24 protein-coding genes are annotated in these 23,998 nt (G+C 32.0%); 9 read left to right on the forward strand and 15 right to left on the reverse strand.

What is annotated here, in order from left to right:
- Positions 1-106: 106 nt before the first annotated feature.
- From BMY33_RS03855 to BMY33_RS03885, 7 genes are read right to left on the reverse strand one after another with little or no spacing between them, the layout of a single operon-like run.
- The gene (locus tag BMY33_RS03855; protein ID WP_027391651.1) at positions 107-514 is read right to left on the reverse strand and encodes a nuclear transport factor 2 family protein; all 408 of its coding nucleotides are present in this window, start codon (positions 512-514) and stop codon (positions 107-109) included.
- The gene (locus tag BMY33_RS03860; protein ID WP_091405853.1) at positions 507-1,445 is read right to left on the reverse strand and encodes a UDP-3-O-(3-hydroxymyristoyl)glucosamine N-acyltransferase; all 939 of its coding nucleotides are present in this window, start codon (positions 1,443-1,445) and stop codon (positions 507-509) included. The genes BMY33_RS03855 and BMY33_RS03860 overlap by 8 nt, the downstream gene beginning before the upstream one ends.
- 40 nt (positions 1,446-1,485) lie before the next feature.
- Complete coding sequence (efp, locus tag BMY33_RS03865; RefSeq protein WP_091405856.1) at positions 1,486-2,052, reverse strand: elongation factor P; 567 nt, start codon at positions 2,050-2,052, stop codon at positions 1,486-1,488.
- 47 nt (positions 2,053-2,099) lie between these two features.
- Positions 2,100-2,882 carry an acyl-ACP--UDP-N-acetylglucosamine O-acyltransferase gene (gene lpxA / locus BMY33_RS03870; RefSeq protein ID WP_091405859.1) on the reverse strand — a complete coding sequence of 261 codons (783 nt, stop codon included), beginning with the start codon at positions 2,880-2,882 and terminating at the stop codon, positions 2,100-2,102.
- 48 nt (positions 2,883-2,930) lie between these two features.
- On the reverse strand, positions 2,931-4,334 hold the full coding sequence (locus BMY33_RS03875) for a bifunctional UDP-3-O-[3-hydroxymyristoyl] N-acetylglucosamine deacetylase/3-hydroxyacyl-ACP dehydratase (protein WP_170836997.1): 1,404 nt from the start codon (positions 4,332-4,334) through the stop codon (positions 2,931-2,933).
- On the reverse strand, positions 4,327-5,355 hold the full coding sequence (gene lpxD, locus BMY33_RS03880; RefSeq protein WP_091405864.1) for a UDP-3-O-(3-hydroxymyristoyl)glucosamine N-acyltransferase: 1,029 nt from the start codon (positions 5,353-5,355) through the stop codon (positions 4,327-4,329). The genes BMY33_RS03875 and lpxD overlap by 8 nt, the downstream gene beginning before the upstream one ends.
- Before the next feature lie 25 nt (positions 5,356-5,380).
- Positions 5,381-6,610, reverse strand: coding sequence for an HD domain-containing protein (locus tag BMY33_RS03885; protein WP_091405867.1), 1,230 nt, complete (start codon positions 6,608-6,610; stop codon positions 5,381-5,383).
- Between the two features lie 232 nt (positions 6,611-6,842).
- Between BMY33_RS03885 and porX the strand changes: the two genes are divergently transcribed.
- From porX to BMY33_RS03910, 5 genes are all read left to right on the forward strand, one after another.
- On the forward strand, positions 6,843-8,393 hold the full coding sequence (gene porX / locus BMY33_RS03890; protein WP_091405868.1) for a T9SS response regulator signal transducer PorX: 1,551 nt from the start codon (positions 6,843-6,845) through the stop codon (positions 8,391-8,393).
- Positions 8,394-8,483: 90 nt separating this feature from the next.
- Positions 8,484-8,888: a tRNA (adenosine(37)-N6)-threonylcarbamoyltransferase complex ATPase subunit type 1 TsaE gene (gene tsaE, locus BMY33_RS03895; protein WP_091405870.1), complete on the forward strand. Its 405-nt coding sequence runs from the start codon at positions 8,484-8,486 to the stop codon at positions 8,886-8,888.
- 375 nt (positions 8,889-9,263) lie between these two features.
- Entirely contained in the window at positions 9,264-9,797 is a 534-nt protein-coding gene (locus tag BMY33_RS03900; protein ID WP_091405872.1) for a hypothetical protein, read from the forward strand.
- A gap of 153 nt (positions 9,798-9,950) precedes the next feature.
- Positions 9,951-11,150 carry an alanine dehydrogenase gene (locus tag BMY33_RS03905; RefSeq protein ID WP_091405873.1) on the forward strand — a complete coding sequence of 400 codons (1,200 nt, stop codon included), beginning with the start codon at positions 9,951-9,953 and terminating at the stop codon, positions 11,148-11,150.
- 75 nt (positions 11,151-11,225) lie between these two features.
- Positions 11,226-11,624: a hypothetical protein gene (locus BMY33_RS03910; protein ID WP_342028413.1), complete on the forward strand. Its 399-nt coding sequence runs from the start codon at positions 11,226-11,228 to the stop codon at positions 11,622-11,624.
- A 108-nt stretch (positions 11,625-11,732) separates the two neighbouring features.
- Here the strand turns inward: BMY33_RS03910 and BMY33_RS23995 are convergent, their stop codons facing one another.
- The 3 genes from BMY33_RS23995 to BMY33_RS03925 form a co-directional block, all read right to left on the reverse strand.
- Entirely contained in the window at positions 11,733-12,020 is a 288-nt protein-coding gene (locus BMY33_RS23995; protein WP_425284215.1) for a GNAT family N-acetyltransferase, read from the reverse strand.
- Positions 12,021-12,148: 128 nt separating this feature from the next.
- Complete coding sequence (locus tag BMY33_RS03920) at positions 12,149-12,439, reverse strand: DUF1272 domain-containing protein (protein ID WP_091405876.1); 291 nt, start codon at positions 12,437-12,439, stop codon at positions 12,149-12,151.
- Between the two features lie 31 nt (positions 12,440-12,470).
- The gene (locus BMY33_RS03925) at positions 12,471-13,130 is read right to left on the reverse strand and encodes a pyridoxamine 5'-phosphate oxidase family protein (protein WP_091405877.1); all 660 of its coding nucleotides are present in this window, start codon (positions 13,128-13,130) and stop codon (positions 12,471-12,473) included.
- A gap of 73 nt (positions 13,131-13,203) precedes the next feature.
- On the opposite strand from BMY33_RS03925, the gene pdxR reads away from it, so the two are divergent.
- Positions 13,204-14,700, forward strand: coding sequence for a MocR-like pyridoxine biosynthesis transcription factor PdxR (gene pdxR / locus BMY33_RS03930; protein WP_091405879.1), 1,497 nt, complete (start codon positions 13,204-13,206; stop codon positions 14,698-14,700).
- Here the strand turns inward: pdxR and BMY33_RS03935 are convergent.
- The 3 genes from BMY33_RS03935 to BMY33_RS03945 form a co-directional block, all read right to left on the reverse strand.
- Positions 14,690-15,262, reverse strand: a complete 573-nt coding sequence (locus BMY33_RS03935; protein ID WP_091405881.1) for a pentapeptide repeat-containing protein — start codon at positions 15,260-15,262, stop codon at positions 14,690-14,692. The genes pdxR and BMY33_RS03935 overlap by 11 nt on opposite strands.
- Positions 15,263-15,340: 78 nt before the next feature.
- Positions 15,341-15,718 (reverse strand): VOC family protein, encoded by a 378-nt coding sequence (locus BMY33_RS03940; RefSeq protein WP_091405882.1) that lies wholly within the window; start codon positions 15,716-15,718, stop codon positions 15,341-15,343.
- Between the two features lie 9 nt (positions 15,719-15,727).
- The gene (locus BMY33_RS03945) at positions 15,728-16,903 is read right to left on the reverse strand and encodes a proline dehydrogenase family protein (protein ID WP_091405884.1); all 1,176 of its coding nucleotides are present in this window, start codon (positions 16,901-16,903) and stop codon (positions 15,728-15,730) included.
- 166 nt (positions 16,904-17,069) lie between these two features.
- On the opposite strand from BMY33_RS03945, the gene aroB reads away from it, so the two are divergent.
- Together aroB and BMY33_RS03955 are read left to right on the forward strand one after the other, a co-directional pair.
- Positions 17,070-18,140, forward strand: a complete 1,071-nt coding sequence (gene aroB / locus BMY33_RS03950; RefSeq protein ID WP_091405885.1) for a 3-dehydroquinate synthase — start codon at positions 17,070-17,072, stop codon at positions 18,138-18,140.
- A gap of 47 nt (positions 18,141-18,187) precedes the next feature.
- On the forward strand, positions 18,188-18,910 hold the full coding sequence (locus BMY33_RS03955) for a hypothetical protein (protein WP_139195581.1): 723 nt from the start codon (positions 18,188-18,190) through the stop codon (positions 18,908-18,910).
- Between the two features lie 56 nt (positions 18,911-18,966).
- Here the strand turns inward: BMY33_RS03955 and BMY33_RS03960 are convergent, their stop codons facing one another.
- Positions 18,967-20,409: an SLC13 family permease gene (locus tag BMY33_RS03960; RefSeq protein ID WP_091405888.1), complete on the reverse strand. Its 1,443-nt coding sequence runs from the start codon at positions 20,407-20,409 to the stop codon at positions 18,967-18,969.
- A complete protein-coding gene (locus tag BMY33_RS03965) occupies positions 20,410-20,934 on the reverse strand; it encodes a hypothetical protein (protein ID WP_091405891.1) in 525 nt (174 codons plus the stop codon).
- A 152-nt stretch (positions 20,935-21,086) separates the two neighbouring features.
- Between BMY33_RS03965 and uvrA the strand changes: the two genes are divergently transcribed.
- Positions 21,087-23,918, forward strand: coding sequence for an excinuclease ABC subunit UvrA (gene uvrA, locus BMY33_RS03970; RefSeq protein WP_091405893.1), 2,832 nt, complete (start codon positions 21,087-21,089; stop codon positions 23,916-23,918).
- Positions 23,919-23,998 lie beyond the last annotated feature (80 nt).

Here is a 23,998-nt window from a genome sequence, read left to right on the forward strand (position 1 = left end):
TTAAAATGAAAAATCAAAAAAAAACATTTTTTTAATTTTTTGATTTCATAAAGCTTTTAATGAAGTTTTATAAAAAACCGAACCTAATTTCTTAGATATAAATAATCTATTTAGAAAAAAATGACTTTAAATTCTCTTGCGTATTATCTCCTTGCTGACTTATTTGATATCCTCTATATAATTTATCATTTTTTAACTCCCAGATTGCAATAAAATGTGCTATTGCTTCTTCTTTATCTGGTCGTTCTATAGTCGTAGCAACATATGTATACCTGATAGTCACCATACCATCTTCTTCTAAAAGATGACTAATTTCACATTTAAAAGTTTCGAATGAACTAGACATTTCCTTAAACATCATCTTAATATCCTCGAAACCTTTTTTATTATAGCCAAAGCTACTATTCCAATTTAATTCAACCTCGGGATGTAAATATTCAGAAAAGGCATCTATATTATGAATCAAATCCGTCTGATAAAAGGACTTAACTACCTCTTTTGCTGTTTTACTCATTATTCTTCAATTTTTCTATTATTTCGGGTATTTGCCGAATCGCTGCAATTTCTTTATATTTTTTTCTAAAATCATCCGCAGGTGTACCAAAATAACTTTTATTACCCTCTAATGATTTACTAATACCTGATTGTGCGGAAACTACAGCTTTGCTACCAATAGTTATTCCACTAGTAACTCCAACTTGTCCCCATAAAGTAACTTCATCTTCAATTACAACACATCCAGCAATACCAACCTGAGAAGCAATTAAACACTTTTTTCCAATAACAGTATCATGACCTATATGAACTTGGTTATCTATTTTTGATCCTTCCTGTATCGTAGTATCACCTGTAACACCTCTATCAATAGTGCATAATGTACCTAAATCAACATTATCTCCTATCACAACTCTACCTCCAGAAATTAATTTATCAAAACCTTCTGGTCTTTTTTTATAATAAAAAGCATCCGCTCCCAATACAGTTCCAGAATGTATAGTCACATTATTCCCTATGACAGTATTATCATAAAGACTAACATTAGAATGAATCAAACAATTATCCCCTATAATTACGTTATTACCCACAAAAACTCCAGGTTGAACTACTGTATTAGTTCCAATTTTTGCTGTATTCGAAATTATGGAAGTAGCTTTTTCAAAAGGCTTAAAATATGTAGTTAGCTTATTGAAATCTCTAAAAGGATCATCAGAAATAAGTAAAGCTTTCCCTTCAGGACAAGACACTTTTTTATTAATCAATACCACAGTAGCATCACTTTCTAATGCTTTATCATAATATTTAGGGTGATCTACAAAAACAATATCACCAGGTGTCACTACATGAATTTCGTTCATTCCTAGAACAGGAAAATCTTCATCTCCTATAAATTCCGAAGATATTATAGTAGCGATTTGTTTAAGAGTATGTGTTTGAGGAAACTTCATTATATAATTTGAAATTCAGAATATAATTATTGTGTATTAATTATTCTTTAATACGTTCTTTATAAGTTCCTTTCTCTGTTTCAACTTTGATCTTATCACCTTCATTAATAAATAAAGGTACCATTACCTCTGCTCCTGTTTCAACAGTTGCTGGTTTTGTAGCATTTGTAGCTGTATTTCCTTTTACTCCAGGCTCAGTAGCTGTAACTTCTAAAATTACACTTGCAGGCATTTCTACAGAAAGTGGCATTTGATCTTCTGAATTTATAATTACAGTAACCACTGCACCTTCTTTTAACAATCCTGGTGCATCAAGAGAAGATTTCTCTAATGTAATTTGATTATAATCTTCAGTATTCATAAAATGGAATGTATCTCCTTCTGCATATAGAAATTGAAACTTGTGAGTCTCTACTCTAACTTCATCTATTTTATGACCTGCAGAAAATGTATTATCAATCACTTTCCCTGTAGTAACACTTTTTAATTTTGTACGAACAAAAGCAGGACCTTTTCCTGGTTTTACATGTAAAAATTCTATAATCTTAAATATATCATGATTGTACTTAATACACAATCCGTTTCTAATATCACTAGTACTTGCCATTGTTATCTTCTATTACTTATTGTTATATTCTTTTCTATAAGTATTATCTAATTAGAAAAATATCCTTTCATAATACCTCTTTGAGAGTTTTTAATAAACTCTAATACTTCATCTCGTTCAGGTGTAGCTTCCATTTCTGCTTCTATAATTGCTACTGCTTGAGAGTTATTATAGTTACTTTGATACAATATTCTATAAATAGATTGTATCTCTCTTATTTTTTCTGTCGTAAACCCTCTTCTTCGTAATCCTATAGAATTTATTCCAACATATGAAAGCGGCTCACGAGCTGCCTTTGCATATGGAGGTACGTCTTTACGAACTAATGAACCACCTGTTACAAACGCGTGATTACCTATACTACAAAACTGCTGAACTGCTGCCATACCAGCTAAAACTACATAATCTCCAACATTAATATGACCTGCTAATGTACTATTATTAGAAAATATGCAATTATCACCCACTATACAATCGTGTGCTATGTGACAATATGCCATTATCCAACAATTCTTACCAATTTTGGTCTTCATTCTATCCGCAGTACCTCTATTAATAGTAACGCATTCTCTGATCGTAGTGTTATCTCCTATTTCGGTCGTAGTATCTTCATCATTAAATTTTTTATCTTGAGGAGTTGCAGAAATAACAGCTCCAGGAAAAATACTACAATTTTTACCTATACGAGCACCTTCCATTATAGTAACATTAGAACCAATCCAGGTTCCTTCACCTATAACTACATTATTATGAATCGTAGTAAAAGGTTCGATAACTACATTTTTTGCAATTTTTGCTCCTGGGTGAACATATGCTAAAGGCTGATTCATTTATTTTGTTTTAATGTTTTAATATATAATAACATATATATTAAATAATTATTTTGATTTAACTATTTGTGCCATGAGTTCTGCTTCAGTAACTAATTTTCCATTAGCATACGCAAAACCCTGCATATGGCAAATACCTCTTCTTATAGGAGTTAACAACTCTAACTTAAATATCAATGTATCTCCAGGAAGTACTTGTTGTTTAAACTTTACTTTATCAATTTTCATGAAATAAGTCAAGTAATTTTCTGGATCTGGTACTGTACTAAGTGCGAGAATACCTCCTGTCTGTGCCATTGCTTCTACTTGCATAACTCCAGGCATTACTGGTGCTCCAGGGAAATGTCCAACGAAAAAAGGTTCATTCATCGTTACATTTTTCATTCCTACAACATGCTTATCCGACATTTCTAAAATTCGATCTATCAATAAAAAAGGTGGTCTATGCGGAAGCATAGTCATTATCTTATTGATATCCATCAAAGGTTCCTGATTTAAATCAAACTTAGGAACTTTATTTCGCTTCTCAATTTTAATGATTTTAGAAAGTTTCTTAGCAAATTGAGTATTTACATAATGACCTGGTTTATTTGCTATAATTTTTCCTCTAATACGTGTTCCTATAAGGGCAAGATCTCCTATAACATCTAGTAATTTGTGTCTTGCAGCTTCATTAGGATAGTGCAACGTTAAATTATCTAATATTCCGTTTGGTTTTATAGCAATAGATTCTTTTCCAAAAGCGACTTTTAGTTTTTCCATGGTACCTGAACTTAATTCCTTGTCCACATAAACTATCGCATTGTTTAAATCTCCCCCTTTTATCAAACCATGTTCTAATAACATTTCTAGTTCATGCAAAAAACTAAATGTTCTAGCGTCTGCTATCTCTTCTTTAAACTCTGAAAGGTGTTTTAACGAAGCATTTTGGGTTCCTAAAACTTTGGTGCCAAAATCGACCATTGTAGTTACCTGATATTCATCTGATGGCATTACAATAATCTCACTACCAGATTCTTCATCCGTATACGAAATTACATCTTTAACAATGTATTCATCTCTTTCTACTTCTTGTTCCACGATACCTGCTTGTTCTAAAGCTTGTATAAAAAACTTACTAGAACCATCCATAATAGGAGGTTCCGAAGCATTAAGTTCTATTAAAAGGTTATCAATTTCGAGACCAACACAAGCAGCCAAAACATGCTCTGAAGTCTGAATACTAACGCCATTTTTCTCAAGATTCGTACCTCTTTGAGTATTTACAACATAATTAGCATCTGCCTCTATAATTGGATTTCCTTCTAAATCAACACGGCAAAAAGCATATCCGTGATTCTCAGGTGCAGGTTTAAAAGTAAGTGTAACTTCTTTTCCTGTATGAAGTCCTACTCCTTTAAGTTCTACTTCTTTCTGAATAGTTCTTTGTTTGTTTGCAACGGAATTACTCATTGTCATCTATCTTTTTCTCAAGTTTGTATACTCTATCTACAATTTTGGGTAAATTTTTAAAATGTACATAAGATTTATTATAATCTGAGTACCCTAGTGCTGGAGAACCTTGAATAGCTTCTCCATCTTTAATATTTCTTCCGATGCCTGATTGAGCTTGAATTCTGACATTATTACCTATTACTAGATGTCCTGCAATACCAACCTGGCCTCCTATTAAACAATGCTTTCCTATTTTGGTAGAACCTGCAATCCCCGTTTGGGCAGCAATAGCGGTATGCTCTCCTATCTCTACGTTGTGTGCTATCTGAATCTGATTATCAAGCTTTACTCCTCTTCGAATAATAGTCGACCCTAGAGTAGCTCTATCAATTGTTGTTCCTGCTCCAACATCTACATTAGATTCTATAATAACATTTCCTGTTTGAGGAACCTTACTATATTCTCCTTTTTCATTAGGTGTAAATCCAAATCCATCTGCACCAACAATGGCACCGCTATGGATAACACAATCATCACCTATAATTGATTCAGAATATATTTTAGCACCTGCAAAAACAACAACGTTATTTCCCATAGTTACATTATCTCCTATATAAACATTGGGATAGATTTTGGCATTTTCTCCAATATTTACATTATCACCTAAATAAGAGAATGCACCTAAATACATATTCTCTCCATATTTAGCAGTCTCCGAAATAAAACTAGGCTGTTCAATACCTGTTTTATTCATCTTTACCATATTGTAATAATCCAATAACTGTGAGAATGCTTTATAAGCATCATCTACTCTAATCAAAGTGGTCTTAATATCAGACTCAGCTTCAAATGTTTTATCTACTATAGTGATTGACGCATCAGTAGAATAAATGTATGGAGTATATTTGGGGTTAGATAAGAACGTGAGCGAACCTTTAGTCCCTTCTTCTATCTTTGCTAGTTTTGATACTTCTACGGTTTCATCTCCCTCGATTTCACCATTTAGAATACCTGCAATTTGTGTGGCTGTAAAAATCATTAGCAACAAAAGTATAAAAAATGTGTTAATCTATGTACTTTGGATAACATATAAAATATTTAGTTACTGGTTTTGATAGCGCCTTTAAATTAAATTGATCCGTAGCACTCACTATATCAACTATTTTGCTTGATTTATATAGAATATTTATATTCTGCTTATTTTGATGATAAGCTTGATTAGAAATCATTCCAGTAAATATAAAATAACGTGCTTTTTCTTCTGAAATTTTAGATTTTGCTCTAAAATCATCAATCCGCTTATTTATTTTTTCAGGATTAAAGGTTTTCTTTTTAATCTTAATACGCAATAAATCTCTATCAATTATCATATTGCATAAGTTACGCAATACAAAGTCTTCCGAAGTAGTCCATTCCTTCATTGCAGAAACAATATCATAATCATCTAATTTTGAAAAGGTTTCTAAAACCTCTTTTGTAAAATTATCTGCTGTTATTTTATTCTCTAAAAAAAACAATAATGGCTTACTGGCATTTAGTCTTTTTCCTTGATCAACTAATTCTTTTGCTCTTTTTAGAACTCTAATTAATAGACTTTCTGCCACTATACTTGTTTTATGTAAGTATACTTGCCAGTACATAAGCCTCCTTGCTAATAAAAACTTCTCTACTGAGTATATTCCTTTTTCTTCGACTACTAATTCATCTTCTACAACGTTAAGCATCGTTATAAGACGTTCACTATTTATATTACCTTCTGCTACTCCTGTATAAAAACTATCACGTTTTAGATAATCCAATCGATCCATATCTAACTGTCCAGAAATCAACTGATGAAGAAACTGGCGATGATACTCTCCTTTAAAAATTTGTATAGCAAGCGTTAAACTCCCGTTAAATTCTTTATTAATTTCTTCCATAAACATTAAGGAAATAGCCTCATGATTTACTTCATTCACGATACTATGTTCCATAGCATGAGAAAAAGGACCATGCCCAATATCATGCAATAATATAGCTATACACAAAGCATCTTCTTCTTCAGGAGAAATACTAACTCCCTTAAAACGAAGGACTCTCACAGCATTCTGCATTAAATGCATACAGCCTAGAGCATGATGAAATCTTGTATGATGCGCTCCAGGATACACCAAATAGGATAACCCCATCTGTGATATTCTTCGCAGTCGTTGAAAATATTTATGTTCAATGAGATCAAAAATTAGTTCATTAGGTATGGTAATAAAACCGTAAATTGGATCGTTTAATATTTTGAGTTTATTTCTTTTTTTCAAGTTTATGATACTTTTATCAACAAATATATATGTATGAATTCAGAATTACGAATTAACCGTTATGAATTATACTATATCCTTTATATATTGAAAGTAAAATTGTAATTATTTAAAATAGAAGTCGTCACTTAATAAAAATGTAATTATAGAAATAATTATTATTAAATAAATATTCATATTACATTTTTCAAGACATAATCATCCGATAATAACGAATAAAAAACAGCATAGAATGAGCAACATAAAGATACTTTGGGTAGATGATGAAATTGATTTATTGAAACCACATATATTATTTCTCGAGAAGAAAAATTATGAAGTTACCAAATGCCAAAGTGGTACCGAAGCAATAGAAACACTCGAAGAAGAAAATTTTGATATTGTTTTTCTTGATGAAAATATGCCTGGACTATCTGGAATTGATACATTATCAGAAATTAAAGAAAAAAATGATAGTCTTCCTGTGGTAATGATTACGAAGAGTGAAGAGGAATATATTATGGAAGAAGCAATTGGAAGTAAAATTGCTGATTACCTTATTAAACCAGTAAACCCAAATCAAATTTTACTAAGTTTAAAAAAGAATTTAGACCATTCTAGGTTAATTTCAGAGAAAACTACTTCTAACTATCAGCAAGAATTTAGAAAAATAGCAATGGATATGGCTATGGTAAATTCTTATTCGGAATGGGTAGAATTATATCAAAAATTAGTGTATTGGGAAATTCAGTTGGAAGACATTGAAGATACTGGTATGTTTGAGATTCTAGAATCTCAAAAGGTCGAAGCAAATTCGCAATTTTGTAAATATATTGACAAGAACTATCCAGATTGGTTTAATGGTGATGAAGACGCGCCAATTATGTCTCATACATTATTTAAACAAAAAGTGGTTCCTGAAATCAGTAAAGATCAACCTACGTTATTCATTGTTATTGATAATCTGAGATATGATCAATGGAAAGCTTTTGAGCCTATTGTCAATAATTATTACAAAAAAGAAGAGGAAATATCATATTGCAGTATTCTACCTACAGCTACACAGTATGCCCGTAATGCCATTTTCTCGGGGCTTATGCCTGAAGACATGAAGAAAAGGCATCCAGACCTCTGGTTAGACGATGTAGATGAAGGAGGGAAAAACATGAACGAGAATGAATTCCTTACCGCCCAATTACAAAGATTAGGCCTTGATATTAAACACGAATATTATAAAATTACCAATGAAAGATCTGGAAAAACTTTAGCTGCCAATTTTAAAGGATTAAAAGATAACGACCTAACTGTTGTAGTTTATAATTTTGTCGACATGCTATCGCATAGTAAAACAGAAATGGAAGTAATAAAAGAGTTAGCTTCTAATGATAAATCATACCGATCATTAACTCAGAGTTGGTTTAAGAACTCCCCTTTATTGGATATGATTCAACAAGCCCAACAAATGGGATTCAAATTAATAATAACTACGGATCACGGAACCATCAATGTAAAAAATCCTTCGAAGGTTATTGGTGATAAGAATACTAGCTTAAATTTACGATACAAAACGGGTAAAAGCCTTACCTATGAAAACAAAGAAGTCCTAGCAGCAACGAATCCCAAAACAATACATCTACCTTCAATAAATATGAGTAGTTCGTTTATATTTGCTAAAGGTGATTATTTCTTTGCCTATCCTAATAACTACAATCATTATGTAAGTTATTATAGAAACACATATCAACATGGAGGAGTTTCTCTTGAGGAAATGATCATCCCTTTTGCGGTTTTAAATCCTCGATAAACAAAACATATATTAAATAGCATATGTAACAATAAAATTGTTACATATGCTTTATTGAACCTTTATAAGTCATTTAAAAAACGAATTGTAGTGAAAATAACGTATACCCTAGACGAACTTTCGCAAACTGCACAACAAATTATTACCAATTCAAAATGTAAAACATTACTCTTTGATGCCGAGATGGGAGTTGGTAAAACAACCCTAATAAAAGAGATCTGCAAACAATTAGGTGTTCTAGACACAATCTCTAGCCCAACCTACTCCTTAGTAAATGAATATAAAGGAGAGGAAAATACTATTTATCATTTTGATTTTTATAGAATACAGGACGAAGAAGAAGCATATGATATTGGTTTTGAAGAATACCTCGATACAAATGCCTGGATTTTTATAGAATGGCCAGAAAAAATATCTAATTTATTACCAGAAAATAGTGTTAAAGTTAAAATCGAACTTCTAAACGATGGTAAAAGAGTACTTTTTTTAGGGTAAAAAGATGTTAAAAAAGCTATTTTAATAAACTTTAACAGAGTTACGCTTTTTCTTACAGTTATAATAGTCTATTTTTATTGTTGTTTTTTACTAGTACTTAATCGATAAAAATATGGTTTTCAACAGGAATCACGTAAGAGAGATACTTTTTTTCAGTAACAAAATAGCGTTCTTACAGCTTGCAAAACTACAATTTTTTTAAATTGAGCTACCGATAGATTTTCATCTAAGTTTGGGCCTTAACTAATTTAAACCCTATAAAGATGAAAATCACAACAACCATTATTTTTAGTTTTTTATTTTCCCTATCAACCTACATGATCTCCGATGTAGATAATGACAACCAGACAAAACTCAATACCTCAACCACACAAAATGACAACACCCAACAAGGAAAAGCTATCTCAAAATCCATGTCAACCCACATCAAACCAAAAATTAAAAAGCCTACGAACAGGTAGTATCATTGCAATTTTAATAGCTTTTATACCTTTCTTGTTTTATTTCACAGATATTTTCCCAGATGGTGCCATCTGGGAAAATTCTTTTTTCACCTATCAAAGTAAATACTACGAAAGTGTAAGTACTTTTATATGGGTAGCTTTAAGTAAATTAATTCCTCTTACGCTCTTTATTATATGGTATCTTACTTGTAAAAATTGGTGGAGTAAAATAATTTTAATCCCAATTGGTTTGTATTTTTTTCAACTAATATCAATCTTAAATGAAGACTCAGAAATAGTTGATAGTCAAGAAATTTATTATTTAATTCCTTTTGTTATCGTTATAATCTCTATTGTTTATGCAATTAGAGTCAAAATATTTGACAAAATTCATAATATTGATTTATCCGAGTTAGACAACATTAAAAAATCCAACAAAAAACCTTGGTGGAACAAACTTCGATAATTGCAAAACATCAAAATTTACTAGGTTTTGAATATAATGGAATTATATCCGTCTAATTCTTTATTACACATATAAATCTTCATAAATACTGCAATACTAAATTTGGATGCTATCCTTTTTTATTCGTAATTTGAGATATAGAATATCACACAAATGAGCAAACCATCCTCTCCTTTTACTAAAGAACAACTCCTGCCACAGGAAGAAATGATTGAAGTGGCACGAAAAAAAGGAAAACTTTTTATTGGGATCCCTAAAGAAACTAGTTATCAGGAGAAAAGAGTATGCCTAACTCCCGATGCCGTTGCGGCTTTAACGGCTCATGGTCATAGAGTATTGTTAGAAACCAATGCTGGACTGGGAGCAAGTTTTACTGATAGTGAGTACAGTGAAGCAGGAGCAGAAATCACCAATGATATTAAAAAAGTGTTTGGTTGCCCTATTATTCTCAAAGTGGAACCGCCTTCTATAGAAGAATTAAAACACATTAATCCGCAAACTGTATTAATTTCAGCTTTGCAGTTAAAAACTCAATCTAAGGTATATTTCCAAGAATTGGCAAAAAAGAGAATTACTGCTTTAGGATTTGAATTTATTAGAGATGCCGATGGAGCATATCCAGCTGTGCGAGCGTTAAGTGAAATTGCAGGTACTGCTGGAGTTTTAATAGCTTCAGAGTTAATGAGCAGCGCTACTCAAGGTTCAGGTTTAATGATGGGTAATATCAGTGGCGTACCACCGGTAGAAGTAGTTATTATTGGTGCAGGTACAGTAGGTGAATTTGCAGCTCGTTCTGCCATAGGATTAGGAGCTAATGTAAAAGTGTTTGACAATTCTATTACAAAACTTAGATGTATTCAAACCAACATAGGGAGACCATTATACACCTCAACAATACAACCCAAAAATTTATTAAAAGCCTTAAGACGTTGCGATGTTGTTATTGGCGCTGTTAGAGGAAAAAACAGATCACCAATCATTGTATCAGAAACTATGGTAGAACGCATGAAAAATGGTGCTGTGATTATAGATGTAAGCATTGATATGGGCGGGTGTTTCGAAACCAGTGAAGTAACATCACATGATCATCCTACTTTTGAGAAACACGGAGTGGTACATTATTGCGTACCTAATATCCCATCACGTTACGCAAAAACTTCATCTTTATCTATTAGTAATATCTTTACCCCATACCTGTTACAAATTGGAGATGAGGGAGGTATCGAGAATGCTGTACGTTTCGATCGAGGTCTAAAGAGTGGATTATATTTTTATCACGGAATCCTAACCAGTAAATCAATAGCTGATTGGTTTGATCTTTCTTATCGTGATATCAACTTATTAATCCTTTAATTTTAATAATTAGGAAATTTTACTTGAGATTCTTTGCTGTATAGAAAGTTTATAAATGCAAAACTTTCATTACTTTTGATCATTGATTTTAGAACATCTATGAAACTAGCGCATCGACTGGGATTTTACTTTTTCGGATTTATTATTGGATTGTTTTTACTCATGTTTTTTTTAGGCGGAAAAAATGCATCTTGTGACTATTCTCCAAACGCCCGAGTACTTAAAAACATTAGAATCAAGGAACGTGTATTTTCAAAAGATATTTTAGCATCTATGCAAAAACATAGTATAGATACTGCCGACATCTCAACCATATTAGCTTCAGGAAGCGTAGATTTTGGAAAGAGTAATACAAAATTAGATTCTTGTAATACTTATTTTATAGAAGGTAAGGCACAAGAAAAGAAGATAGGATTACATATCACAAATTGTGATTCTATTGCCAAAGTTAACGCTTTAGAAATGTTAAAATAGTCAAATTTTTCTGCTCATCACCCAAAAATCAAAATCCTCTTTACCAATATCAAAAAGGTGATCTCCTACAATAGTATAATGGTCTCTCTTGTAAAAAGCTACTGCTCTTTAATTTGACTTAAGTACAGACAACCAAATATATTCGTAACTATTCCCTATTGCTTTATTGATTATTATTTTTTGTAATTGGGCTTCTATCCCTTTTGAAACATAATCTTTTAAAATGTAGAGTTTTTGTAGTTTACAAACTTTTCTATACTTAAGAAACTTAGACTGCGTTTGCAACTGAATTTTTGCACACCCTATAGCTTTTTGTTTATAAAATACAATCCAAAATATGTTATCCAATTTTAGGGTACTACTTCTCAATTTTTCTTCAGAAAATGTCTTCTCCAAATAATCTATTAGATCCTACTTATCTCTAAAAAGATATCCAAAAGCTTGATCAAATGTTTTCTTTCCTAGATAAGAAATATCGGAAACATCCTTAATCGTAGCTATTCGTATCTGTACACTCACTCTAACTAGCGTTCTCTAGAATCTATATCCCTATATTTCTGCAATAGTTCATTAAACATCTCTTTATCAATAGGCCTATAAACAACCTTAGTACTTACAGGGTATTTTTCTAAAAGTTCAGAAGGTCTAGATGGTCTTTTAGTAAAACCTCCTCCACAATTAGGGCAAACATTGTGGAGTATATTATCAACACAATCTTTACAAAATGTACATTCAAAAGTACAAATCATCGCATCTTTACTGCTGTTAGGCAATAATACATTACAGTTCTCACAAGTAGGTCTAATTTCTAACATATCAATCAAATTAACATTATTAAGTTAAATATCAACTTCTATTATTCACATATCTTAATACTGCATCAGGAATATCAACTCCATTTTTTAGATCAGGTTCCGAAATTGGCTCATATGCTACTTCTTTCATTGGTATCACGCCAGCCCAAATTGGTAAATCATGATCCTCTTTTTCATCTATAACACCTTCTGCCCTAACCTTAGCAGAGGCAGTATCGATTTTAATAGCCATTACTAAAGTAGCATTAAATTCTTTTTCATTTGGTCGTCTTACATTATCCCAATGTCCAGGGACCATATGATTCAAAATACATTCTAAAGCGTTCATCTTCTCTTTAGGCTCTTCTACTTTACGCACATTACCAAAAACAGTAACGGATCTATAATTAGCGGAATGATGAAAAGCCGATCTTGCTAAAACCAACCCATCAAGATGAGTAACGGAAATACTTGCCTTGCCTTCTTCCAACAAATTAACCATCATTCTGTTTTTTAATGAACCGTGAATATAAATCGTATCTCCCTCCCTACCATATGCAGTAGGTATCACTATTGCTTGATTATCCCAAACATATCCAACATGACATAAAAAAGTATCATCTAAAATTTTATTAATTTCTTCTTTATTATAGGTTCCTCTTTTTGCTCCTCTAATTATTTTATTAAGAGATGTAACTTGATATTCTGACATTACTTATTCGTTTTTTGATTTGATTCAAAATTAGTAGTTTTGTGGATTGTTAAAGTAATCCAGTTCATACAATATGAGTAGTCCGGTTATATTTCCTTTTAAAAGCAATATTATAATAGATAGAGCCTCTAGCAGACATATATACTTACAACTATGTGATCAAATAATAGGCTTTATAAAATCTGGTAAATTAGCTCCATCCACAAAACTTCCTGGATCACGTAAATTATCAGAAGATTTAAACATCCATCGCAAAACTGTAGTAGCAGCTTATGATGAATTGATGTCACAAGATTGGATTCAAAGTATTCCCGCAAAAGGAACTTTTGTAAATAAAAATTTACCAATTATTAACCCAAAAAAAATCACAAAATCTACCAATTCTTTAGAATCTAAAAACAGTATTGGCTTTAGATTTAAAAAGCGTAAGCATCTTATTATAAAAGGTCTAGAAACTATAAAAGCTACAATCAAAGTAGATGAAGGTGTTCCGGACCACCGATTAGCACCCATAGAAGATATAGCCAAAAATTATAGAAATATTACAAATAAAAAACATCACAAGGAACTATTAACATATGGTGATACACACGGAAATATTGAATTACGAAAAGTATTAGTAGACTATCTGAATCAAAGTAGAGGGTTAAAAACATCCATAGAAAATATACTTATTACCAGAGGGAGTCAAATGGGTATTTATCTTGCTAGTCAACTATTATTAAATGATAAAAAAATTGTAATTACTGGTGATACAAATTACATGACAGCTGATAATACATTTACCGAAGCAAATGGGATCATAAAACGTGTTTCTGTAGATAAGCAAGGTATTAACACTAAAGAAATTGAGGAAGTATGCAAAAAACATACTATTAGTGCTGTTTATGTTACATCACATCACCATCATCCTACTACCGTAACTTTATCGGCAGACAGGCGCATGCATTTACTCGACTTAGCACAACGAAATAACTTTGCAATAATTGAAGATGACTATGACTATGATTTTCATTATAATAACGCTCCCATTTTACCATTAGCTAGTAACGACACACATGGAAATGTAATTTATATCGGAGGATTTACAAAGATTATTGCACCAGCATTACGAATTGGTTATTTTGTTGCTCCTAAAGAAGTTGTTGATGAAGCTGCGAGGTTAAGGCGGATTTTAGACAGACAAGGCGACACTTTATTAGAACAAACATTAGCCAGAATGATTATTAATGGAGATATTCAAAGACATAGCAACAAAGTAAGAAAGATCTATAAAGAACGAAGAGACCTATTCTGCGGTTTACTAAAAGAAAAACTAACAGATTTTTTTGATTTTGAAATACCAAAAGGTGGAATGGCAGTGTGGGTACAACTGAAGAAGCCTTATAATTGGGATATTGTAATGACTGCGGCACTAAAACGAAATATCGCTTTTAACCCAGAATGGAAACGCTATGATAATAACAATTCTGGACATAATGGGATAAGGATAGGATTTGCAGCTTTAAATAAAAAGGAAATCATCACAGTTATAAATGTTCTAGAAAGTGTTATGAAATCTATTCAATAAGTAAATCATACTTTTTTAACAAACCTTCTATATTGTTTTTAGAGAACCTAGCTTTCTTTAATTTATTATTGGCAGGATCTATATCAAAATTTCTTGCAGTTCTAAAATCGACTTTTTCTACATTTGTCTGCTCAAAAATAGCAGTCGATAAATCACACTCTTTAAATTCAGTGCCAGTAACAACCGCTTCTGTAAAATCAGCACCTATTAGTTTACACCCTACAAATGAAGTATTTTTCAGTTCAAAACCATAAAAAGAAGCATAATCCAAACTAGAATCAACGAACTTTACAGAAAACATAAAATTATTACAACTACTAAAATTCACTCCAAGTAATTTACAATTTTCAAAACAACATTCATCTCTAAACGAAGTCTGTTTTACCATAGCATTGGTGAAATTGCAATTCGTAAACGTACACTCTAAAAATAATACAACAGATAAATTTGTCTCTGTAAAATTACAATTAACAAATGTACAATTATCGTATTCTGCACCTGGCACTTTTTGATTTGAAAAATCTTGATCAGTAAATGTTTTATTAAGTATTAAGTCATTCATCAACTATAAAAATCAAATTAGTATAGATTTCAGTATATCTATTAAATTAAGTTCAATCTAAGTATTATAAATGTATCATTAATTAATTCTCCAAGGTGGATTTTTGCGATTATCCCTTGCTAAATACAATATGATTTGATTTCCATCAGGATCTCTAAGCCTTGCTTCTCTCCACAACCAACTTTGGTCAATTGGCAATTGATCAAACTCTATTCCCTCATTCCGAAGACGTTCTACTTCCTCATCTAACCGTTCTGTTTCAAAATAAACATAAACACCATCTCCTTCAGGCAATTTCTCAACCTGATGGATAGAAAATGTAGCGTCTCCATCTAAACACTCGAAACGAGCGTAATGAGGCAAAGCCTTAACAATTAATCGTATACCTAGTTTCTCATAAAAAGAAATAGATTTTTCTACATTCTTAGACGGAACTGTAACTTGATTTAGATTCATGTACTAAAACTACAACTTTCTTCTTTTTCTTTCCTTAGATAACAAATCTAATTCTCTAGTTGTCTGTCCAGCAACAGAAGTATTTTCTTCCGCTCTTCTAATTAAATAAGGCATAACATCCTTTACAGGACCAAATGGCAGATATTTTGCAACATTATATCCCTCTGCAGCCAAATTAAAACTAATATGATCACTCATACCGTATAATTGTCCTAACCAAACTCTAGGATCATTCTTTACTATTTTTTGTTTTCTCATCAATTCAATAGCTTGATAACAACTATCTTCATTATGAGTTCCTATAAATACAGCAATATCTCCTAAATTTTGCAATATATAATCCAAAGTAGTATCGAAATTAAGATCCGTAGCGGCTTTGTTTTCACAGATAGGTGTTCTATACCCTTTTTCTGCCGCACGATCATTTTCCTTTTCCATATAGGCGCCTCGAACAATTTTCATTCCTATCTTAAAACCATATACCTTAGCTTCTTCGTGTAATTCTTTTAGATAAGCCAATCGATCATGTCTGTATAACTGTAGTGTATTATATACAATAGCCTTTTCTTTATTATACTTTCGCATCATTTTAGCTACCAACTCATCAGCAGCATCTTGCATCCAACTTTCTTCTCCATCAATCAACAATGGGACATCACATTCATATGCTTTTTTACACACTTCATCAAACCGTTCTTCTATCCTATTCCATTCTTCCTCTTCTTCTCCAGTTAATGTAGCACCTTCAGTTTTCTTTTGCCACACTAAAAACCTTCCGAAACCTGTAGGTTTAAATACCCCAAAAGGAATAGCTTCTTTTTGATCCACAAAATCTAGAATCCCCATGGTTTTATCTAGCACATGATCAAATTGTTCTTCTTCTTCTTTTCCTTCTACAGAATAATCTAAAACAGATGAAACTCTACCTTTTTCATACATTCTCTCAACTACTGGAATGCAATCTTCTTCATCTACTCCTCCACAAAAATGGTCAAAAACTGTTGCCCTAATTAACCCCTTTACAGGAAGATGAGCTTTTAAAGCAAAATTAGTCACCGCAGTACCTATACGAACAAGTGGCTCATTAGCTATCATTTTAAAAAGAAAGTATGCTCTCTCCAGTTCCGAATCACTTTTTAAAGCAAAAGCAGTTTCAGTATTATCAAACAAAGTATGTTCCTTCATTAAGTCTAAATTTTAAAGATTCTTAACAATCAACCTAAATTCATTAAAATAACAATGGTATTATCACATACCACCTATTTGTTTTAAGATATCTGCAAATATAGAACTTGGAAGTTTATTTTATTACAAATTCTACTTAATTTCACAGCCTGTTAAAACACCATTTATGAAGCCCATAGTTTCTAAAGATTCTATCGTATATTTTAACGATGAATGCTACACTGCTCTTAATGCTTATTTGGAAAAAGCAAACCATTCGAAGATTTTTATTCTTGTAGATAGTAATACCTATCAAAATTGTTACGCTCATTTTATGAGTAAAATTGAAAAAGAATATGAGATCGAAGTATTAGAGATTGAACCTGGAGAAATCAACAAGAACATAGATACTTGTACAAGCATCTGGAACGTACTTGCAGAGTACGGAGCAGATAGAAAAAGTCTATTAATCAATTTAGGAGGTGGTGTAGTTACTGATCTAGGAGGTTTTATTGCCTGCACTTATAAACGTGGCATCAATTACATCAATGTACCAACTTCTTTATTAGCAATGGTGGACGCCTCTGTTGGAGGAAAAACAGGTGTGGATCTTGGGAATCTTAAAAATATGGTGGGAGTCATTAGCGAATCCGAAATGGTTCTTGTGGATACTGAATTTTTAGGAACTCTGCCTGTTAATCAAATGTGTAGCGGTTTTGCAGAAATGCTAAAACACGGATTAATACAAGACAGAGCATATTGGGATAAAATGAGCGACCTTTCTAAGCTTACTACGGATGACTTAGATCAATTAATTTATGATTCTGTATTAATTAAAAATAAAATTGTTTTTGAAGATCCAACAGAACAGAATATTAGAAAATATCTAAATTTTGGTCATACCTTAGGTCATGCTATTGAATCGTTTTACCTAACACATCCAGAAAAACCTGAATTACTCCACGGAGAAGCAATTGCTATTGGAATGATCTTAGAAGGATTTATTTCTGCTGCTCAACTATCTGTTACAGAACTAGAGCTTATTCAGATTACACAAGTAATTTTAGCTACATTTCCAAAAATCGATATAGATCCTAATGATTACAAAGCAATCATGGAACTACTAATTCATGATAAAAAGAATGAAAAAGGAAATATCTATTTTGTTTTATTAAATACAATTGGTGATGCAAAATATAACTGCATAGTATCTGATGATGTAATAATTGATGCTTTTGAATACTATGCTTCATTATAATTTCAGTTTGATTTAATATCTTTAAAACTGAATAAAACTTTACTCTCTTGAAAAAAAGACTTTTTAAACTTTTAAAAATATTTTTCACCAGCATATTGGTCATTGTAATATTTTTAATTGCTATTCTATATTTTTCTCTGCATCAAAAAATGCCTGATGGCATTGAAGGAGAAGAAGCTGATAACTTTGCTTTACAAATCCAAAAAGCAGTCCATCATGATAAATTCATCAATACGGATTATATACAGTGGTCTTTTAGAGACAAAAATCATTATCTCTGGGATAAAAAATCTGGAAAAGTCGAAGTAAAATGGGATACCTATAAAGCAAATCTAGATCTACAAAATTTCGAAAACAGTATCATTACTGAAAATGGTAAATTGATTAATTCTCCTGAAAAAGATAAGTTATTAAACAAAGCGCTCTCCTACTTTAACAATGATTCTTTTTGGGTAGTAGCACCACACAAACTTTTTGATAAAGGAGTAACTCGAAAATTAATCAATCTAGAAAATAACACTAAAGGTTTATTAGTTACTTATAGCTCAGGAGGTACTACTCCCGGAGATTCATATTTATGGAAAGTGGACGAAAACTATATACCGACAACCTATCAAATGTGGGTTTCATTAATTCCTATAGGCGGTATAGAGGCCAGTTGGGAACGTTGGAAAACTACGGACAGTGGCGCATATTTAGCGCAATATCATAAAACACTAGGTATTGGAATCCCTATTAGTAACTTAAGAGCCTGGAATCAAGAGCAATAACATCAACTTATACTTACAGCTCCCGCGTTTAAGAATTTTTCTTTTTTCACTTAATACTAAAACAATAACGATACATAAAACTTAAACAACAAAACCAACAGTATTACCGAAATAATATTTAGAATCAATCCTGCTTTTACCATTTCAGACACCTTTACATAACCACTAGCAAATACAATAGCATTAGGAGGTGTTGCCATCGGCAACATAAAAGCGCAACTTGCAGCCATTGTTACAGGAATTAATAAATGGAGTATCGGTATATCTAACCCTAAAGCAATTCCAGCTACTACAGGAACAAAAATCGCAACCAACGCTACATTACTCATCAATTCAGTCATAAAAAGCATGAAAACAATTAATAATAAAGTAACAACCAATAAACTCAGCCCTTTATTAGCAGCAATCATATTAGCTACCAATTCTATTAATCCTGCATGAGATAAACCACTAGCCAACGCTAATCCACCACCAAAAAGAATTAAGATCCCCCAAGGAAGTTTTTGTGTATCCTTCCAAATCAAGGTAAACTCTCCTTTACTCAATTTAAACGGAATTACGAATAGTGCAAATGCTCCCATCATACTAATACCTGTATCTGACAAAGTCAATTCCGGAAAAAACCCATTAATCGTAGTTCTAGAGATCCATAAAAATATCACTGCACAAAATATAGTTAACACTCTTTTTTCTGTCTTTTTAATCTTACCAAGTTTTTTTAACTCCTGATCAATTACGTTTTTTGACGCAGTAAAACTTTTAATTCGATTGGGATATATCCATTTTACTATAACTACATAGACAATACCAATCATCAAAACAGAAAAAGGAAACGCCAATAACATCCAATTAAGAAAAGAGATCTCTATTTGATATTCATTTTCTAAAAATCCAACCAAAACAGAGTTTGGAGGTGTTCCAATAATAGTTGCAACTCCCCCTACATTCGCAGAAAAAGCAATACCTAACATTATGCTCAAAGCAAAATTTCGATCATTCTTAGTAAAACCGTCCTTATCATCTATTAACAATTGAATTACTGATAGCGCTATGGGGAGCATAACCACTGTACAGGCCGTATTACTGATCCACATGCTCATAAAAGCTGTAGCAATCATAAACCCAAGAATTACTCGATCAGGACTAGTTCCTGTTATTTTAATAATAGATAAGGCAATACGTTTATGAAGATTTACTTTTTCTAAAGCTAAAGCCATTACAAATCCTCCAAAAAATAAAAAAACTATTGGACTACCATAACTCTGGGAAACCGTTTTTAAATCTAAAACTCCTATTAGAGGAAACAAAATTAATGGAATCAATGCTGTTACAGATATAGACACTGCCTCTGTAATCCACCAAACAATCATCCATACTGCGACCGAGATTACCTTGTCTGCAACCTCTGAAACGAATACGAAAGGTAAATTGATTAATAACAAGAACAGAATAGGTCCGGAAATCAATCCAATTTTTTTTATTAAAGGATATCTAGTCATTTATTTTTTACTACTTCCTGTAAACTGCTGAGATTTATTCTTAAAAAGCACATTAAATGTTGTCAAACTGCCATACATACGGGTAATATATTGTTGTAAATCCACTTTATCTTGATCATCTATTACCTTAGAACTATTTATTTTTTGTTCCATAACACGGATACGATCACGCACCATTACTATTTTATGAAAAAAGGTGTCAATTGGGATTTCTTTAGAAGTTAAATTCGTATCTCCAGGTTCTAATATGATTTTACCACCTTTCCATTTATCAGCAATTGGTACAACTTCAGATATATCGCTATATTTTTTTAATAGCTCTCGAAATGTTCTTTCCACTTCATAAAAACTAACAGTATCTACTTCTTCTTCTACCCCATCAATTACTTCAAAATCTTCGTCTACATCAATAGTTTCTAATCCATTTTCTATAAAAGTTACCCAATACATTTTTGATGTTACATTGGTAACTACACCTAATCCATATGTTGAATGTTTAATTCTAGAGCCGATTCCTAATATCATTTATTTACGTTTTTAAGCTAAAATAAAAAAGTATCACGGTTTTATGTAGTCATAGTTAAAAAATTATAACAGCTATTTAACAATTGTAAAAGCCAACGGCATTTTACTAACACATTACAAATAACTACATTTGCACTCTTGGTTAAAAATTTATGGCAGAGTCAGAGGAAAATATTGAAGTTTTAGGTGCAAGAGTTCATAATCTAAAAAATATTGATGTAACCATACCCCGTGAAAAACTTGTTGTTATTACAGGATTATCAGGATCAGGTAAATCATCATTAGCTTTTGACACCATTTATGCAGAAGGACAACGCAGATATATTGAAACTTTTTCTGCTTATGCCAGACAATTTTTAGGAAGTCTAGAACGACCGGATGTAGATAAAATAGATGGACTATCCCCAGTAATTGCCATTGAACAAAAAACCACAAGTAAAAGCCCAAGAAGTACAGTAGGAACTATTACTGAAATTTATGATTTTTTAAGATTATTATTTGCTCGTGGAAGTGATGCTTATAGCTATAACACTGGTGAGAAAATGGTAAGTTATAGTGATGAGCAAATAAAAGACCTGATTCTTAAAGATTTTAATGGAAAAAGAATAAACATTCTCGCTCCTGTCATACGATCAAGAAAAGGGCATTATAGAGAACTTTTTGAGCAAATTGCTAAACAAGGTTTTGTAAAGGTGAGAACCGATGGTGAGATCAAAGATATTACCAAAGGGATGAAACTAGATCGTTACAAAACTCACGATATAGAGATTGTGATTGATCGGTTAGCGGTAACAAATGACAAGGATAACTCTAAACGTTTAATGGAAACGATCAATACCGCAATGTATCACGGGGATGATGTATTGATGGTAATTGAACAAGATAGCACAGAAGCTAGATTTTTTAGTAGAAGTCTGATGTGTCCATCTAGTGGAATCTCCTACCCCAATCCTGAACCGAATAACTTTTCATTCAACTCGCCAAAAGGTGCTTGCCCAAAATGTAATGGGATAGGTAACCTGTACGAAGTAAACGTAAAAAAAATTATTCCTGATGATTCCATATCTATCAAAAAAGGTGGATTAGTACCTCAAGGCCCACAAAAAAATAACTGGATTTTTAAACAGTTAGAATTAATAGCACAGCGTTTTGATTTTAAATTAAGTGATCCTATAAAAAAGATTCCTGAAGACGCAATGGAAATCATTCTTTATGGAGGAAAAGAAAAATTCACTGTAGATAGTAAAACTCTTGGCGTTAAGAGAGATTATAAGATTGACTTTGAAGGAATTGCTACGTTTATAGACAATACTTATACAAATAATGATTCTACTTCTTTACGCAGATGGGCTAAGGATTTTATGGACAATATTGAATGTCCAGAATGTAATGGATCCAGGCTAAGAAAAGAATCATTATACTTTAAGGTTGGCGAAAAAAGTATCGCCGATCTAGCTAATATGGACATTAGTGAATTAGCAGATTGGTTTAAAAAACTACCTGAACAACTAAGTAATAAACAAAAACAAATTTCTGGTGAAATCCTGAAAGAGATCAATGCACGAATACAGTTTTTAATTGACGTTGGATTGACCTACCTATCTTTAAACCGCAGCAGTAAATCACTTTCTGGTGGAGAAGCACAACGAATTCGATTAGCAACACAAATAGGATCTCAATTAGTTGGAGTTTTGTACATATTAGATGAGCCCAGTATTGGTTTGCATCAACGGGACAATGAAAAGTTAATTAACTCTTTAGTGCAGCTTAGGGATATTGGTAATTCAGTTATCGTAGTAGAGCACGATAAAGACATGATAGAGCGAGCGGATCACGTTATTGATATTGGTCCTAGAGCAGGCAAACACGGAGGAGAAATTATAAGTGAAGGTACTCCTGAAAACTTAATGCTCCACGAAACACTTACTGCTGATTATTTAAGTGGTAAAAAAGAAATCAAAGTTCCTGAAAAAAGGAGAAAAGGAAACGGGAAGAAAATTTCTTTAACAGGAGCAACGGGAAATAATTTGAAAAATGTTTCCATTGATATTCCCTTAGGAAAAATGATAGCGGTTACTGGAGTCTCTGGTAGTGGTAAATCTACCCTAATCAACGAAACTCTATACCCTATTTTAAATGCTTATTATTTTAACGGGGTTAAAAAACCAATGCCTTATAAAAAAATTAAGGGGTTAGAAAACGCTGACAAAGTAATTGATATTAACCAATCACCAATTGGTCGAACACCAAGATCAAATCCTGCAACTTATACAGGCGTATTTTCAGAAATTAGAAATTTATTCTCTAAAACACCTGAAGCTATGATCCGTGGATACAAACCCGGACGTTTTAGTTTTAATGTAGCCGGCGGAAGATGCGAAACTTGTAAAGGTGGTGGTCTACGAGTTATTGAAATGAACTTCTTACCAGATGTATATGTGGAATGTGAAACATGTCAGGGTAAAAGATTCAATAGAGAGACTCTAGAAATAAGATATAAAGGAAAATCCATCTCTGATGTACTAGAGATGACTATTAATGAAGCCTGTGATTTTTTTGAACAGATTCCGAAAATTTTCCGAAAACTTAAAACTATCAGAAGTGTAGGTTTAGGATATATTACTCTCGGACAACAATCTACTACGCTATCTGGTGGAGAAGCACAAAGAATTAAATTAGCTACTGAATTATCTAAAAGAGATACCGGAAATACTTTTTATATATTAGACGAACCAACAACAGGACTTCATTTTGAAGATATCAGAGTATTAATGGAAGTTTTAAATGAATTAGTTGATAAAGGGAATACTGTGTTAATTATTGAACATAATCTAGATGTAGTTAAAATGGCAGATTATATTATCGACATAGGATACGAAGGAGGAAAAAATGGTGGTGAAGTTGTCGCAAAAGGTACACCTGAACAGATTATCAAAAATAAAAAGAGTTATACTGCTAAGTTTTTAGAAAAAGAGCTGCGATAAATAATTCTATTAAATTAAAAAACAAATAGTAACAATAACAACTTGTTAAAAAAATATCAGTTATATACTGAAATAATAAA

The organism is Aquimarina amphilecti (genome assembly GCF_900109375.1).
GTDB lineage: Bacteria > Bacteroidota > Bacteroidia > Flavobacteriales > Flavobacteriaceae > Aquimarina > Aquimarina amphilecti.